This window comes from Dechloromonas sp. CZR5, from assembly GCF_008711155.1.
GTDB lineage: Bacteria > Pseudomonadota > Gammaproteobacteria > Burkholderiales > Rhodocyclaceae > Azonexus.
The window spans coordinates 120,187-136,299 of sequence record NZ_VUYQ01000002.1 but is presented as its reverse complement, the minus strand read 5'-3'; the positions used below and the strand labels follow the sequence as shown (position 1 = coordinate 136,299).

The following is a 16,113-nucleotide window of genomic DNA, read 5'->3' as shown; positions in this document are numbered from 1 at the left end:
TATGTCCATCAAGCACATTCTCTCCGCTGTAGCCGCCCTGGCGCTCGCCGGTGGTGCCTACGCCGCCGGCGCCGATCTCGGCCAGGCCCAGAAGCAGGCGACCAACTGGACGGCCATCGTCATGTTCGGCCTGTTCGTCGGCTTCACCTTGTACATCACCAAGCTCGCTGCCGCCCGCACCAAGTCGGCTGCCGACTTCTACACCGGTGGCGGTGGCATCACCGGCTTCCAGAACGGTCTGGCGATCGCCGGCGACTACATGTCCGCCGCGTCCTTCCTCGGTATTTCCGGTCTCGTGTTCGCCAACGGCTTCGACGGCCTGATCTTCTCGATCGGCTGGCTGGTCGGCTGGCCGGTCATCACCTTCCTGATGGCCGAGCGCCTGCGTAACCTCGGCAAGTTCACCTTCGCCGACGTGGCCTCCTATCGCTTCTCGCAGACCCCGGTTCGCGTCTTCGCCGCTTCCGCTTCCCTGGTCATCGTTGCCTTCTACATGATTGCGCAGATGGTCGGTGCCGGTCAGCTGATCAAGATCCTCTTCGGTCTCGAATACCTCTACGCCGAAATCCTCGTCGGCTGCATCATGCTGGCCTACGTGCTGTTCGGCGGCATGACCGCGACGACCTGGGTGCAGATCATCAAGGCTGTCATGCTGCTGGGTGGTGCTACCTTCATGGCCGTGGCCGTTCTGCTGCAGTTTGGCTTCTCGCCGGAAGCGCTGTTCGCCAAGGCTGTTGAGGTCCACTCCAAGAAGGATGCCATCATGGCACCGGGCGCCCTGATCAAGGATCCGATCTCCGCCATCTCCGTCGGTATGGCCCTGATGTTCGGTACCGCCGGCCTGCCGCACATCCTGATGCGCTTCTTCACCGTGCCGAACGCCAAGGAAGCCCGCAAGTCGGTTGCCTGGGCAACCACCTGGATCGGCTACTTCTACATCCTGACCTTCATCATCGGTTTCGGCGCCATCACCAACCTGATCCAGAATCCGGGCGACTTCTACGTCGGCGGCGAACTGGCCAAGGGTCTGAAGGGCGGCGGTAACATGGCTGCCGTGCATCTGTCCAAGGCTGTCGGCGGTGACCTGTTCCTCGGCTTCATCTCTGCCGTGGCCTTCGCTACCATCCTGGCTGTGGTTGCCGGTCTGACCCTGTCCGGCGCTTCCGCCGTGTCGCACGACCTGTACGCTTCCGTGTTCAACAAGGGCTGCTCGTCCGAACAGGAACTGCGCGTCTCCAAGATCGCCACCCTGGCTCTGGGCGCCCTCGCCATCGTTCTCGGCATCATGTTCGAGAAGGAAAACGTTGCCTACATGGTCATGCTGGCCTTCACCATCGCCTGCTCTTCCAACTTCCCGGTTCTCTTCATGTCCGTGTTGTGGAAGAACTGCACCACCCGTGGTGCCGTGGTCGGTGGTTTCGTCGGCCTGATCCTGGCTGCCGTGCTGACCATCGGTTCCGCCTCCGTCTGGGAAGCCGTGCTGCACAACCCGAAGGGTTCTGCCTGGTTCCCGTACAACTCCGCCGCCATCTTCTCGATGACCGCTGCCTTCTTCACGATCTGGCTGGTGTCCATCCTGGACAACTCCGAACAGGCCAAGAAGGAACGTGCCCTGTATCCGTCGCAGCAGCTGCGTTCGGAAACCGGTCTGGGTGCTGCCGCCGCGTCGGCTCACTAAGCGGGATTGCAACAAACCAAAAGCCCGGGGTTTCCCGGGCTTTTTTTCGTCTACGGTTTGCGCGGCAAGGCGATGCCGATAGGCAGGTCGCCAGATTGCGGACGTGCCGGTACGCTGCCGAAATCGGAGGGCAGTTTCTTTGTTAGACTGTAGGGGTTTGCAGGGGAAAAAAACGGTAGGGGGTTGCCCAGTGCAGGATCGGGCGACCCCCTGAGCAGCGGCGAAACCGCATACTCCGAAGACCATAAAAGGAGAACAGCCCGCTCAGGATAGGCGGGCTGCCTTACAGAAATCTTACGCCGGCAAGGGCGGCTATCGACAATGCGCATTCTTATCGCTGAAGATGACACGATTATTGCAGACGGCCTGTCTCGTTCCCTGCGCCAGGGCGGCTATGCCGTCGATTGGGCGGCCAACGGGGTCGATGCCGATACCGCTTTGGTGACGGTGTCCTATGACTTGTTGATTCTTGATCTGGGCCTGCCCAAACTCTCCGGGCTGGAGGTCCTCAAGCGCCTGAGGTCGCGAACCTCCCAGGTGCCGGTGTTGATCCTGACGGCACTCGACGGGACAGGCGACCGCGTCAAGGGACTCGACCTCGGGGCCGATGACTACATGGTCAAGCCCTTTGAACTGGCGGAACTGGAGGCGCGGGTCAGGGCGCTGACCCGGCGTTCCGCCGGCACCTCGCCAACCATCCAGTGCGGTGCGCTGACCTACGATCAGGTCGGGCGGGTGGCGCAGATCCAGGGCCAGGCGCTCGATCTTTCGGCACGCGAGGTCGGCCTGCTGGAAGTCCTGCTCAGCCGGATGGGGCGTCTGGTCAGCAAGGACCAGCTGGTCGACCATCTTTGCGGCTGGGGCGAGGAAGTCAGCCATAACGCGATCGAGGTCTACGTTCATCGCTTACGCAAGAAGATCGAACCCGGCGGCGTGAAGATTGCAACCGTTCGTGGTCTGGGTTATTGCCTTGAGCGACCGCAAGGCGAATAGCCCTTCGTCGTCCACGTCGGAAACCGAGCGCTCGCTGTTTGGCGAGATTCTCGACTGGATGCTCGCCCCCCTGCTTTTTGTCTGGCCGTTGAGCATCGCGTTTACGCATTATTTCGCCAACAACGTCGCTAACTATCCGTACGACCAAGCCTTGCGCGAGCATGTTTCGGCAATTGCGCGCCAGGTCAAGCTGGTCGGCGGCAAGGCACAATTGTCCTTGCCGGCCTCGGCGCGTGCGCTACTGCGAGCGGACGAGACCGATAGCGTTTATTTCCGGGTCAGCACCATGGACGGCAAGCTGCTGGCGGGCGACAAGGATTTGCCCTCCATCCTGCCCCTGCCTTCCGGCGATGCCGCACACGGGGAAATATTCCTGCGCGACGCAGATTACAAGGGGCAGGATCTGCGCCTGGCTTATACCTATCTGAGCGAACCAGGCATGCCGGGCTCGCAGTGGGTCGTGGTCGAGGTTGGCGAGACAACCGAAAAGCGCAGCCAGTTGGCCAACAAGATCGTCGCCAGTGTCATCCTGCCGCAGTTCATCATCATTCCGCTGGCCGTGATGCTGGTCTGGTTCGGCCTTTCCCGTGGCTTGCGGCCGCTCACCCGCTTGCGCAAGACGATCGACGCCCGCGAGCCGGACGATCTCTCCCCGATCGCCACGCGCCGCGTGCCGGAAGAGCTGGAGCCCCTGGTCGAGGCGTTCAACGAAATGCTGGCCCGCATGCAGCGCAACGTCGAAGCCCAGCAGCGTTTCGTCGCCGATGCCGCGCACCAGATGCGCACCCCGTTGACCGGCCTGAAGACGCAGGCCCAGTTCGCCATACGCGAGACCGATCCGGAAGCGTTGCGCCACGCCCTGCGCCAGATCGCCACCGGCGTGGATCGTGCCGGCAGGCTGGTCAATCAGCTATTGACGCTGGCGAGAACGGAAGGCGGGGAACTGGCGCAGCGCAAGCACGAAGTCCTAGATCTCTCCGCCTTGATCCGTGATGTGGTGGCCGATTGGGTGATGATCGCCATCGACAAGAATATCGACCTGGGATATGAGTCACCCGGGCCTGCCATGATCATGGGCAATCCCTTCATGCTGCGCGAACTGGCCAAGAACCTCATCGACAACGCGCTGCGTTATACCCAGGCCGGAGGCCATGTCACCTGCCGTATCGTCGCCAATCAGACCATGGTGCTGCTTGAGGTCGAGGATGACGGTATCGGCATCAGCGAAGAACAGGCGGAAATGGTGTTCGAGCGTTTCTACCGGGTTGACGATGCCGGAACGGAAGGGAGCGGCCTCGGTCTGGCTATCGTCCAGGAAATCGCCATGCAGCACGACACCAAGGCCAGTCTGCGCCCGAATCCGACCGGAAAGGGCGCCATTGCGCGCGTTCCGTTCGCCGTCTGGCACCCGCCGGCAGCGCCGCCGCCGTTGCCGGACGATTTTTCCGAACTTTATCGCCAGTCGCCGCCCATCGGCACCTGAGCGCCGCTGCCGGGCAAATGCTGAAAAATACGCAGAAGTGTTGCGGAAGCGCTGTCTCCCCGCTATAATGCGCCCTCTCTTGGCCTGGTAGCTCAGTTGGTAGAGCAGCGGATTGAAAATCCGCGTGTCGGTGGTTCGATTCCGCCCCAGGCCACCAAGATTCAAGCAAAAAGCCCGGTTCCCAAGACCGGGCTTTTTGCTTTTGGGCGACGGCTTCGGCACCATGCCGGGACGTGACTCATGCAACGCTACGGTAATATTGCGCGCTCATCATGTCGGCTTTCGAAAGGGTGCGAACATGGATTTGTTGCTGTGGCGCCACGCCGAGGCGGAAGAGGGCGAGGATGATCTGAAGCGTCGCCTGACCGAGCGTGGCGAAAAGCAGGCGCAGGCGATGGGAGCGTGGATTCGCCAGCATCAACCGAAGGATATGCGGATCATCGTCAGTCCCGCCGTGCGTACCAGGCAGACAGCCGAAGCCTTGAATCTGCCTTTCGAAACCATCCGCAAGATCGGACCCGAAGCCTGCGTTTCGGAATTGATTGCGGCATCCGGATGGCCGCATGCCAAGGGCAGCGTGCTGATCGTCGGGCACCAGCCGTCGTTGGGGCGGATGGCGTCGCTGCTACTGGCGGGCCAGGAGTCGGAGTGGAGCATCAAGAAAGGTGCGTTGTGGTGGTTGAGCAACCGCGTGCGCCGCAATGAGACGCAGACTGTCCTGCGTGCCGTGATTCCGGCGGAATTACTGGACTAGACAAGCTCCTCGCTTAGGCGTGAAATAGCTCTTTTCGCGTACGACGATGGAGAGAGCATGGTTACCAGAAAAAGAGCGAATTCCCCGCAGCCTCAGCCCGTCAAGCCGCCTGCCGCGGCAGCGCCAAGAGGTCGGCGGCGCAGCGTGGCCGCCGGCGATGTGCCGCCGGTACTGACCCCCAAGGCAATTGAAGGCTTTACCGTGCATGCCTCGGTCGACGCCGCTCAGGGATCGAAACTGGGCGCCTTGCGCGATGTCGTCGCCGGCATGCCGGTCGAGGAGTCGGTCGCGCTGCTGAAGGGCGTTCTCAAGCAGCAGCGGATGGCGGCAGGTGAGGCAGCGCCCAACCCCGATGACGAACTGATGGCGGATTGGCGCGAGGGCGGCTATCCCTACAAGAACCTGATGCAGCGTCGCAACTACGAGCAGCAGAAATATCGGCTGCAGGTCGAGCTGCTGAAGCTGCAGGCATGGGTCAAAGAAACCGGCGCCAAGGTTGTCATCCTGTTCGAAGGGCGCGATGCGGCGGGCAAGGGAGGAACCATCAAGCGCTTCATGGAGCACCTCAATCCCCGCGGCGCACGCGTCGTCGCACTGGAAAAGCCGAGCGAGATCGAACGCGGGCAGTGGTATTTCCAGCGTTACGTTCAGCACCTGCCGACCAATGGCGAAATCGTGCTGTTCGACCGTTCCTGGTACAACCGTGCCGGTGTCGAGCGGGTTATGGGCTTCTGCACCGACCACGAATACGCCGAATTTGTCCGTCAGGCTCCGGAGTTCGAGCGCATGCTGGTGCGCAACGGGACGCATGTGATCAAGTTCTGGTTCTCGGTCAGCCGGGAGGAGCAGCGCCGCCGTTTCCGCGAGCGCAAGGTGCACCCGCTCAAGCAATGGAAGCTGTCGCCGATCGACATGGCGTCGCTGGACAAGTGGGACGATTACACCAAGGCCAAGGAAGCGATGTTCTTCCACACCGATACCGCCGATGCGCCGTGGACGGTGATCAAGTCTAACTGCAAGAAGCGGGCGCGCCTCAATGCCATGCGCTACATCCTGCACAAGCTGCCGTACGCCAACAAGGACACCCAGCGTATCGGCAATCTCGATCCGCTCATCGTCGGTCGCGCCAACGTGGTCTACGAGCGCGGCGAGCATCAGGGGGTGCCGATTCTCTGAGCGCTTCGGCAGATCCCGCTTCAGGAAACGCGCCCCGGTTCGAGCGCGTTTTTTTTGCCGGGCCGGCCCGCTGCCCTGTCGTCGTACTCAGCTGACGACGTAGGCGCCGCTGCCGGTTGCGATCAGCAAGCCACCCTCGTTTTCCAGCGACATCTGGACCGAGGCGATGCGGCCGCCCAGTCGGGTAACCCGGCCGGTTGCCGTGAATGTCTTGCCGATGCCTTGGTGCAGGAAATCAGTGCGCAGGTCGATGGTGCCGATACGTCCGAAGCGGTGGCCGACCTGCTCCGCGTTCTCGTTGCAGAATTTTTCCGCGATACCGACGGTGACCGCAAAACCGCCCACCGTGTCGAGCGCGGCGGCGATCACCCCGCCGTGCAGGCGGCCATGCAGGTAGTGGCCGATCAGTTCAGGACGCATGGCGAAGCTCAGGCGGGCCGCCTCCGGGGCAAAAGATTCGACCTTCAGCCCGAGCACTTCGTTGAAGCGCAGCTTGTGTTCGAACACGTCGCGTAGCATGGCTTCGAGGCGGATTTGTTCCTTGGCGGAGCGGCGGGGTGGCACGGTCTGGGGCATGGTGTTTGGCGTTTGCTTCTGGTGACGGGTTGCGTGATTCTAGGCCATACGGACCAGTATGGGAACGGGGCGATTTCGCCGTTCAAACACGTCGTCAGGAGCTTTATGCCGTCCGATCCGGAACGAAAAAAGGCGACGACTGATTGGTCGCCGCCCACCCGGCAGGTCAGGCAACCCGGTTGCGCGGCTCTCCGGCAAAGAAGGCTTCGATGTTGTCGATCAGTTGATCGGCCAGACGTTGCATCGAACCGCGGCTGGCAAAGGCGATATGCGGTGTCAGCAGGAAATCCGGTCGGCCGAGGAGAGCGGGGGCGAGCATGGGGTGGCCCGTCGGCGGCGGCTCGACGGTGACGACATCGAAGCCGGCACCGGCGATCCACTGTTCGTCCAGCGCCCGGATCAGGGCCGTCTCGTCGACCAGGCCGCCGCGCGCGGTGTTGATCAGCAGGGCCGAGCGGCGCATGGCACGGAGTTCCGCTTCGCCGATCAGGCCGCGCGTTTCGTCGTTCAGTGGGCAGTGCAGCGTGACGACATCGGCTTCGCGCAGCACGCTGTCAAACGCCGTGTAGCCAGGACGAACGGTGCTGGCTCCCTTGCGTTCGGCGAACAGCACGCGCATGCCGAAGGCCGTGGCCAGCTTGGCGACGCTGCGTCCGAGGCTTCCCTGGCCGACGATGCCGAGCGTCGCGCCGTCCAGGTCGCTGATCGGATGAGCGAACAGGCAGAACTGGTCGGAGCGCTGCCATCCCCCTTCGGAGAGCGTCTGGCGATAGGCGAGCAAGTTGCGCGACAGGGCGAACATCATCATGAACACATGTTCGGCAATGGCGCTGCCGGCGTAATCGCGCACATTGGAGACGACGATGCCGCGCTCGCGGCAGGCCTCCAGGTCGATGTGGTTGGTGCCCGTGGCGGGTACGGCGACCATCTGCAGCCTGGGCAGGGCGGAGATCACCGTGCGCGTCAGTGGCAACTTGTTGACGATTGCGATCGTGCAATCGCCCAGGCGGTCGAGCATGTCCTCTGGATTGCTCATGGCGTGTTCCGACCAGCGGTGGGGGAAGTTCGGCCGGCGCATGTCGGCGATGATCGTGCTGCGCTCGAGATAAACGATGTGGTGCATGAGGTGGCTTTCCGGGCGTTATGCGCCGTGTACGGGGTGGTGATGACAGCGCGGACAAGGCGCCTGGGAGCGCCTGCTTGAAACGGGGTGAAAGAGCAGGGTTTTGGCTTTTCCCGCAGAAGTCGAAGGCGGGGGAATTGGCATGTCCGGGCCCGGTGGGCAGGTCGTTCGATGGCAAAAAGGGGGCGACGGCGTTAGCCGTCGCCCAAACCGAACGCTAATTGCTTAGCGTAACGCAGAGGCTCTGAGATCCTTACTTCTTGCGCGGGGGCGGGACATCCGTGCAAGAACCGTGGGCGACTTCGGCAGCCATGCCGACGGTTTCGCCCAGAGTTGGGTGTGGGTGAATGGTCTTGCCGATATCGACGGCATCGCAGCCCATCTCGATGGCCAGGCAAACCTCGCCGATCATGTCGCCGGCCGACGGGCCGACGATGGCGCCGCCGATGACGCGATGCGTCTCGGCATCGAAGATCAGCTTGGTGAAGCCGTAGTCGGCACCGTTGGCGATGGCGCGGCCGGAAGCCGCCCACGGGAACTTGGCCGTCTCGACCTTGCGCCCTTCCTTCTTCGCCTGCTCCTCGGTATAGCCGACCCATGCCACTTCCGGATGGGTATAGGCCACGCCCGGAATCACCTGCGCATCGAAAGCCGCCTTGTGGCCGGCCGCGACTTCCGCCGCGACGTGCGCCTCATGCACCGCCTTGTGGGCCAACATCGGCTGACCGACGACATCGCCAATGGCGAAGATATGCGGCACGTTGGTCCGCATCTGCGCATCGACCGGGATGAAACCGCGGTCGGTGACGACGACGCCGGCCTTCTCGGCGGCGATCTTCTTGCCATTCGGCGCCCGGCCGGCGGCTTGCAGGATCATGTCGTACTTGACCGGTTCCGGCGACACGCCTTCGCCTTCAAAAGTGACGTACAGGCCATCTTCCCTGGCATCGACAGCGACCGTCTTGGTCTTCAGCATGATCTTGTCGAAACGGCTGGCATTCTGCTTCTCCCAGACCTTGACGGCATCGCGATCCGGACCCTGCATCAGGCCGTCCATCATCTCCACGACATCGACGCGGGCGCCGAGGGTGGAATAGACAGTGGCCATTTCCAGGCCGATGATGCCGCCGCCGATGACCAGCATCTTCTTCGGCACGAAGCGCAGTTCCAGCGCGCCAGTCGAATCGACGATGCGCGGGTCGCGCGGGATGAAGGGCAGATGCACGGCCGCCGAACCGGCGGCGATGATGCACTGCTTGAACTTGATGACCTTCTTGGCACCGGTCTTGTCTTGCGACGTGCCGTCGGTGACTTCGACCTCGATGTGGTTCGGATCGAGGAAGGCACCATAGCCGCGCACGATGTCGACCTTGCGGCCCTTGGCCATGCCGGCCAGGCCGCCGGTCAGCTTGCCGACGACCTTGTCCTTGTGGGCGCGCAGCTTGTCGATATCGACCGTCGGGGCGGCGAAGGTGACGCCGAGGTCGGCCGCGTGCTGGGCCTCTTCCATCACTGCAGCAACGTGCAGCAGGGCCTTGGACGGGATGCAACCGACGTTCAGGCAGACACCGCCCAGGGTGGCGTAGCGCTCGACGATGACCGTCTTCAGGCCGAGGTCGGCGGCGCGGAAGGCGGCGGAATAGCCGCCGGGGCCGGCCCCGAGGACGAGCATGTCGCATTCCATGTCGGCCGAGCCGCCGTGACTGGAAGCGGCCGGGGCGGCTACCGGGGCAGCCGCCGGCGCTGCGGCCGGAGCAGGTGCCGCCGCAGCAGCCCCTGCGCCAGCTTCGACCTTGATCAGCAGGACACCTTCGCTGACCTTGGAGCCGAGCTGGACCAGCACTTCCTTGACCGTGCCTTCGACCGGCGAGGGGACATCCATCGTGGCCTTGTCGGATTCCAGGGTGCAGATGGCGTCGTCGACCTTGACGCTGTCGCCGACCTTGACGAACAGGTCGATCACCGGAACGTCGGAGAAATCGCCGATGTCGGGGACCTTCACTTCGAAAATCTGGCTCATCGCGCGGTCCTTACAACATGACGCGGCGGAAATCCGCCAGCAGCTTGCTCAAATGCACAAGAAAGCGCGCCGCGGCGGCGCCGTCCACCGCGCGGTGGTCCCACGACAGGCAGAGCGGCAGGGTCAGGCGTGGCACGAATTGCTGGCCGTCCCACACCGGCTTCATGGTCGAGCGGGTGACGCCGAGGATGGCGACTTCCGGTGCGTTGATGATCGGCGTGAAGCCGGTGCCGCCGATACCGCCCAGACTCGACACGGTAAAGCAGCCGCCCTGCATCTGTTCCGGCTTGAGCTTGCCTTCGCGGGCAAGGCGGGCCAGTTCCGAACTTTCGGCGGCGATTTGCAGCACGCTCTTCCGGTCGGCATCGCGGATCACCGGCACGACCAGGCCGTTCGGCGTGTCGGCGGCGAAGCCGATATGCCAGTAACGCTTTTCGACGATCTCGTCGCCTTCGAGCGAGCAGTTGAAGGTCGGCCAAGTTTGCAGCGTATGCACTGCCGCCTTGATCAGGAAGGCGAGCATCGTCACCTTGGCGGCGTCCTTGCCGAGTTCGCCATTGATTTTTTGCCGGAAGGCTTCGAGGTCGGTGATGTCGGCTTCGTCGAAATTGGTGACGTGCGGCATCATCACCCAGTTGCGGTGCAGGTTGGTGGCCGAAATTTTCTGGATGCGCGATCTCGGGCGGCGCTCGATGGGGCCGAACTTTTCGAAATCGATCTTCGGCCAGGGCAGCAGATCAAGCCCGCCACCGGCGGCGGCCGGGCGCGTTTCGGTCGAGGCGGCTTGCATCGTCCGCTTGACGTAGGCAATGACGTCCTCCTGCCGGATGCGTCCCTTGGCGCCGCTGCCGACCACTTGCGCCAGATTGACGCCGAGCTGGCGGGCCAGGCGGCGGACCGACGGGCCGCAAGGGCCGTTGGCCGGCCCGCTCGGGGCCAGGTTCGGAGCGGGTGCAGAGCCATTCGCCGGCGCGGCGCTTGGCGCGGGGGGCGGGGCGCTCGGACTGGTCGGCGTTTCAGCTTTGGCTTCGCTTTCCCGGTCGACCGCAGGCGTTTGCGGCTCGGTTTCGGTGGCGGCTCCGGCGACTTCCAGGCGGGCGATCAGGCTGCCTTCGCCGACCCGGTCGCCGGTTTTGACGAGGATTTCGGTGATGCGGCCGGCGGCGGACGACGGCACATCCATCGTCGCCTTGTCCGACTCCAGCGTCACCAGCGCCGTTTCGGCGGCAATCGTGTCGCCGACGGCGACGAGCACCTCGATCACCGGCACGTCCTTGTAGTCGCCGATGTCCGGCACGCGCAGTTCAATTATCTGGGTCATGGCTTACTCCCCGTGGCCGAGCGGCGTCGGCTTGTCGGCATCGATCCCGAATTGCGCCATCGCCTCGACCACCAGGCTGCGCGGCAGGGTTCCCTCGTCGGCCAGGCTCTTCAGCGCGGCGAGCGCAATGTAGCGTTCGTCGATCTCGAAGAAATCGCGCAGCGCGACGCGGGTGTCGGAACGCCCGAAGCCGTCGGTGCCCAGCACGGTGTAGCGCTGCGGCACCCAGTTGCGGATGAGGTCCGGGTAGGCGCGCATGAAATCGCTGACGCCGATCACCGGCCCCTCGCGGCTGGCCAGCTGCTCGGTCACGTAGGGCGTGCGCGGCGTTTCGGCCGGGTGCAGCAGGTTCCAGCGGTCGCAGGCGATGCCATCCTTGCGCAATTCGCCGAAGCTGGTCGCGCTCCACACGTCGACGGCGAGGTCGAAGCGGCGTTCGAGCAGGTCGGCGGCGGCCAGCACCAGGCGCAGCGCGCTGCCGCTGCCGATCAGCTGGACACGCGGCTTGTCGCCCTGCGGCGCGGGGCGCAGCAGGTAAATGCCGCGGCGGATGCCTTCTTCGGCGCCGGCCGGCATCGAGGGATGGACGTAGTTCTCGTTGTAGAGCGTGACGTAATAGAAACAGTGCTCGTTGTCGCTCATCATCCGGCGCACGCCATCCTCGGCGATCACCGCCATTTCGTAGGAGAAGGCCGGGTCGTAGGCGCGGCAGGTCGGAATGGTCGCGGCATAAATCTGGCTCTGTCCGTCTTCGTGCTGCAAGCCTTCGCCGGAGAGCGTCGTGCGGCCGGCCGTCGCGCCGAGCAGGAAGCCGCGCGCCTGACTGTCGGCGGCGTTCCACACCAGGTCGGCGATGCGCTGAAAGCCGAACATCGAGTAGAAGATGTAGCACGGCAGCATCGGCTGGTTGCTGTGCGACCAGGCGGTGCCGGCGGCAATCCACGAACCCATCGAGCCGGCTTCGGAAATGCCTTCCTCCAGAATCTGGCCCTTGATGTCTTCGCGGTAGAAGGCCAGCTGGTCGGAATCCTGCGGCGTGTAACGCTGGCCCCAGGGCGAGTAGATGCCGAACTGGCGGAACATGTCCTGCATGCCGAAGGTGCGCGCTTCATCGGCGACGATGGGCACGACGCGGGCGCCGAGCGTGCTGTCGCGCATCAGCTTGGTGAGCAGGCGAACGAAGCTCATGGTTGTCGAAATCGTCCGCTCGCCGGAATCGGCGTGGAAGGCGGTGTACAGATCGGGCGTCGCCGGGGCGAGCGGCGTTGCCTGCTGCCGGCGCTGTGGCAGGTAGCCGCCGAGGGCGCTGCGGCGCTGTTGCAGGTAACGCACTTCCGGGCTGTTCTCGCCGGGGTGGTAGAGGCGGGCGTTGTCGAGATCGTCGTCGGAGAGCGGCAGGCCGAAACGCTCGCGGAAGTGGCGCAGGTCGTCGTGCGCCAACTTTTTGGTCTGGTGCGAGGTGTTGGCGCCCTGGCCGGAAGCGCCCATGCCGTAACCCTTGGTCGTCTGCGCCAGGATCACCGTCGGCTGGCCGCGATGGTTCATCGCCGCGGCGTAGGCGGCGTAGATCTTGATCGGGTCGTGACCGCCGCGGATCAGGGCGTCGATTTCCTTGTCCGACATGTTGCCGACCAGCGTCGCCAGTTCCGGGTAGCGCGAGAAGAAGTGCTGGCGGTTGTAGTGGCCGTCGGTGGCCGACAGCTTCTGAAATTCGCCGTCCACGGCCTCGGCCATGCGCTTGAGAATCCAGCCCTCACGGTCGCGGGCGAAGAGCACGTCCCAGTTGCTGCCCCACATGCACTTGACGACATTCCAGCCAGCCCCGGCGAACAGGGTTTCCAGTTCCTGCACGATGTTGCCGTTGCCGCGCACCGGGCCGTCGAGACGCTGCAGGTTGCAGTTCACCACGAGCACCATGTTGTCGAGCTGCTCGCGGGCGGCCAGCGAAATGCCGGCCAGCGATTCCGGCTCATCCATCTCGCCATCGCCGACGAAGGCCCACACCTTGCGGTCGTTGGCCGGCATGATTTCGCGATGTTGCAGGTAACGCTGGAAGCGCGCCTGGTAAATGGCGGAGAGCAGGCCGAGGCCCATTGAGCCGGTCGGGAATTGCCAGAAGCCGGGCATCAGCGTCGGGTGCGGGTAGGAGGAAAGCCCCTTGCCGATGCCGCCGGAGACTTCGCGGCGGAAGTGGCTCATATTCTCTTGGCTCAGACGGCCTTCGAGGAAGGCGCGGGCGTAGATGCCGGGCGCGGCATGGGCCTGGAAGTACACCAGGTCGCCCGGATGCTCGTCGGTTGGGGCGCGGAAGAAGTGGTTGAAACCGACCTCGAAGAGATCGGCAATCGAGGCATAGGTGGCGATGTGGCCGCCCAGTTCGGGATTGTCCTGGTTGGCCCGCATCACCATGGCCAGCGCATTCCAGCGGTGGATGGCGGTGATGCGGGCTTCCAGATCAAGATCGCCCGGGTAGGGCGGCTGCGCTTCCACCGGAATGGTGTTCCGGTAGGGCGTGGTGTGGCGGGTGTGGAATCGGCCACCCGCCCGGCGACCCGACTCGATAAGCCGGCCCACCAAAAACTCGGCGCGCGGTACCCCGGTGCGTTCGATCACTTCCTGCAGGCTGGCCTGCCAGTCCAGGGTCTCTTCCGGTTCTCCGTCGCCCGCAGCGGGGCCGCCGATATTCGTGTTGTTCTGATCCATGTTGCGTTCCTTTTGAAGGTCGGTGTAACGAAACTATAGCCAATGCATGGCGTTCAAAAGTTGCCATTTGTTCTGTTGGTTGGCGTTGTTTGGCAATAAATGGAATGTTTGTTTTCCATTGAGGCAATTTTGTTTTCAAAAAAAGCCCGCCACGAGGGCGGGTGGGATGTTGCAGCAGGGAAAACGGCTTATCGGAAGCGAACGCTGACCGACGGCGTGCCCGGAAGGCCTTCGTAAATGACCTTGGCGCTGTCCCCCGCTTTGGGTGCCAGCGGTTTGGAAAAAGAGCCCAGGCTGAGCAGGTCGCCTTTTTTCAGCGTTATGCCGGCGCGCTGGAGATCCTCGACCAGCCACAACACCGCATCGATCGGATGGCCGAGGATGGCCGTTCCTTTCGCGGTGTCGAGTTCCTTGCCGTTCGCGTCGACCAGGCGAACGGTCATGTCGGCCAGCGTATCGAGGGGAGACGGCAGGCTGGCGACATCGAGCGGTGCGCCCAGTACGCCAAGGCGCGCAACGACATTGAGGTAGACCAGGGAGGCGCCGGTGAGACGGGACGGGTAGTCCTCCATCAGGTCGGGCAACTCAATGAAGGGATAGATGCGCGACAGGTGGCGTATGGACGTGGGTGTGATTGTTGGCAATCGCGGCTTCGCACAGCACGGCGAATGCGAGCAGCGGGATAAACCGGGTTGGTTTTTTCATTTTGTCATCCTCAATCGGGTTATAGGTTTCCTTGGGTGCGTCTGTCGGCGGCTTTGCCGGTATGGAAACGTTACTCCGCAGGGGACGTTCGGTTGTTGCGAGTTATTTGTTTTTTCGATATCGTTGAGCAATAAATATTCGCAAAGTGACATTTATGAGCAATGAACGAATTCGCGCGGGGCTGGATCAGACGGATATCCGGTTGCTGGAGCATTTGCAGGCGGATGCCCGGATCACCAATGTGGCGCTCGCCGAGCGTTGCCATTTGTCGCCCGCCCCCTGTTTGCGTCGCGTGCGCGACCTCGAGGCGGCCGGTGTCATTCGGGAATATGTCACCCTGTTGGATCCCGAGGCGGTCGGCCTGATGGTTTCGGTGTTCATTCAGGTCAGTCTGGAAAAGCAGATGGGGCAGGCCCTGCATCTGTTCGAAGAGGCCATCGCCAACTGTCCGGAGGTCATGGAGTGCTACCTGATGACCGGGGATTCGGATTACCTGCTGCGGGTCGTGATCGCCGATCTCAAGGCATTGCAGAGTTTCATCGTCGACCGCCTGGCGCGCATTCCTCACGTGGCCAACATCCGTTCCAGCGTCACCCTCAAGCAAGTCAAATACAAGACGAGCCTGCCGATCGGGTGAACCCGGTTCGCGGCGCCCGCCTCCGGGCTCAGGCTTTTACGTCGATGAAGCGGGGGGCGGACGGTTCGCTGAAGGACAGGGCGTAGGTCGTGCCAATGCCGGCCTGGCTGGCGAGCGTGTCGATGGCGCGTAGATGCGCTTCGACGCGGACATGGTCGGCGGGGGGCAGCCGCTGCATTTTTGCCTTGAGCAATGCGACTGCGCTTTTCAATTCCGCCCAGGCTTCCTTGAGCACACTGCGCAGGGCCTCCTCGATCGTGCTCTCGTCGGAGGACCGGCCGTCTTCCCGGGCGTTGTCATCCGGCCGGGCGGTTGTTGCCGCGCGTGGACTGTCGTTGGCCTTCGCCAATGCCGGGGGCGCTTCGTCAACGGCGGCCGGGTTCGTTTGTCCGGCGACATTCGCCGCCCCTGCCGCCGGGGTGTTTGCCTCAACGACCGCCGATGTTTCGGTTATGGCTGTTTCGACACTTGCGCTTTCCGCTGTGCCGACTGTCGCCGCATCGGCAGGCGGGCTGTCCCCTCCTGAAGAGGACCCCGCGTTCGGCAGCGACAGTCCGCTGTTGCCTCCCTTGCCCAGGCTGGCCAACTGCCCGGCCAGTTGACGCAGTTGCGCGGCCAGCGCCGCGGCATGCTCCGGCGTGGCGAGGGCGATAGCCTGCTTGAGCGCGCGAATTTGCTGCAATAGCTGCTGCGCCTTGTTCAGGCGTTGGGCTGCCGCCGATTCCCTGGCGGAAGGCAGTTCGCGCAGGCGCTTGAGCGCGGCCTGCATGTCGGCCAGCCGTTTGGCTTCCCGCTCGGACGGGGAATCGGCAATGCGCGCCGTGACACTTTCCGTCTCTCCGGAAAGGGACCGCTTCCGGTCGTCCCGAAAGGAGACTGCCGACGGCAGTGGTTGGAGTTTCATGGGCTTTCCCTTTCGCATGGCGCCTGCTGTCGATAACGAC

Annotated in this window: 13 protein-coding genes and 1 tRNA gene; 7 read left to right on the top strand and 7 right to left on the bottom strand. The window is 63.5% G+C overall.

The window, feature by feature from the left end:
- The first annotated feature begins 1 nt into the window (after position 1).
- The 6 genes from F1002_RS05685 (at position 2) to ppk2 (ending at position 6,084) form a co-directional block, all read left to right on the top strand.
- The gene (locus F1002_RS05685; protein WP_150428056.1) at positions 2 to 1,678 is read left to right on the top strand and encodes a cation acetate symporter; all 1,677 of its coding nucleotides are present in this window, start codon (positions 2 to 4) and stop codon (positions 1,676 to 1,678) included.
- A 321-nt stretch (positions 1,679 to 1,999) separates the two neighbouring features.
- On the top strand, positions 2,000 to 2,671 hold the full coding sequence (locus tag F1002_RS05680; RefSeq protein WP_150428055.1) for a response regulator transcription factor: 672 nt from the start codon (positions 2,000 to 2,002) through the stop codon (positions 2,669 to 2,671).
- Complete coding sequence (locus tag F1002_RS05675) at positions 2,619 to 4,154, top strand: sensor histidine kinase N-terminal domain-containing protein (RefSeq protein WP_223879482.1); 1,536 nt, start codon at positions 2,619 to 2,621, stop codon at positions 4,152 to 4,154. The genes F1002_RS05680 and F1002_RS05675 overlap by 53 nt, the downstream gene beginning before the upstream one ends.
- 81 nt (positions 4,155 to 4,235) lie before the next feature.
- Positions 4,236 to 4,311: transfer RNA gene (locus F1002_RS05670), tRNA-Phe, on the top strand.
- A 141-nt stretch (positions 4,312 to 4,452) separates the two neighbouring features.
- Complete coding sequence (locus tag F1002_RS05665; protein WP_150428054.1) at positions 4,453 to 4,908, top strand: histidine phosphatase family protein; 456 nt, start codon at positions 4,453 to 4,455, stop codon at positions 4,906 to 4,908.
- A 57-nt stretch (positions 4,909 to 4,965) separates the two neighbouring features.
- Positions 4,966 to 6,084 carry a polyphosphate kinase 2 gene (gene ppk2 / locus F1002_RS05660; RefSeq protein ID WP_150428053.1) on the top strand — a complete coding sequence of 373 codons (1,119 nt, stop codon included), beginning with the start codon at positions 4,966 to 4,968 and terminating at the stop codon, positions 6,082 to 6,084.
- Between the two features lie 87 nt (positions 6,085 to 6,171).
- Here ppk2 and F1002_RS05655 read toward each other — a convergent pair whose 3' ends face one another.
- From F1002_RS05655 to F1002_RS05630, 6 genes are all read right to left on the bottom strand, one after another.
- Positions 6,172 to 6,660 (bottom strand): thioesterase family protein, encoded by a 489-nt coding sequence (locus F1002_RS05655; protein WP_150428052.1) that lies wholly within the window; start codon positions 6,658 to 6,660, stop codon positions 6,172 to 6,174.
- A gap of 166 nt (positions 6,661 to 6,826) precedes the next feature.
- On the bottom strand, positions 6,827 to 7,783 hold the full coding sequence (locus F1002_RS05650) for a D-2-hydroxyacid dehydrogenase (protein WP_150428051.1): 957 nt from the start codon (positions 7,781 to 7,783) through the stop codon (positions 6,827 to 6,829).
- Between the two features lie 253 nt (positions 7,784 to 8,036).
- Entirely contained in the window at positions 8,037 to 9,803 is a 1,767-nt protein-coding gene (lpdA, locus tag F1002_RS05645) for a dihydrolipoyl dehydrogenase (protein ID WP_150428050.1), read from the bottom strand.
- Positions 9,804 to 9,813: 10 nt separating this feature from the next.
- Positions 9,814 to 11,124: a dihydrolipoyllysine-residue acetyltransferase gene (aceF, locus tag F1002_RS05640; RefSeq protein WP_150428049.1), complete on the bottom strand. Its 1,311-nt coding sequence runs from the start codon at positions 11,122 to 11,124 to the stop codon at positions 9,814 to 9,816.
- A gap of 3 nt (positions 11,125 to 11,127) precedes the next feature.
- Entirely contained in the window at positions 11,128 to 13,827 is a 2,700-nt protein-coding gene (gene aceE, locus F1002_RS05635) for a pyruvate dehydrogenase (acetyl-transferring), homodimeric type (RefSeq protein ID WP_150428048.1), read from the bottom strand.
- Between the two features lie 188 nt (positions 13,828 to 14,015).
- The gene (locus F1002_RS05630; protein WP_150428047.1) at positions 14,016 to 14,471 is read right to left on the bottom strand and encodes a hypothetical protein; all 456 of its coding nucleotides are present in this window, start codon (positions 14,469 to 14,471) and stop codon (positions 14,016 to 14,018) included.
- A gap of 215 nt (positions 14,472 to 14,686) precedes the next feature.
- Here F1002_RS05630 and F1002_RS05625 point away from each other — a divergent pair, with 215 nt between their 5' ends.
- The gene (locus F1002_RS05625) at positions 14,687 to 15,169 is read left to right on the top strand and encodes an Lrp/AsnC family transcriptional regulator (protein ID WP_150428046.1); all 483 of its coding nucleotides are present in this window, start codon (positions 14,687 to 14,689) and stop codon (positions 15,167 to 15,169) included.
- A 28-nt stretch (positions 15,170 to 15,197) separates the two neighbouring features.
- On the opposite strand, the gene F1002_RS05620 is transcribed toward F1002_RS05625, so the two are convergent.
- Entirely contained in the window at positions 15,198 to 16,073 is an 876-nt protein-coding gene (locus tag F1002_RS05620; RefSeq protein WP_150428045.1) for a hypothetical protein, read from the bottom strand.
- Positions 16,074 to 16,113 lie beyond the last annotated feature (40 nt).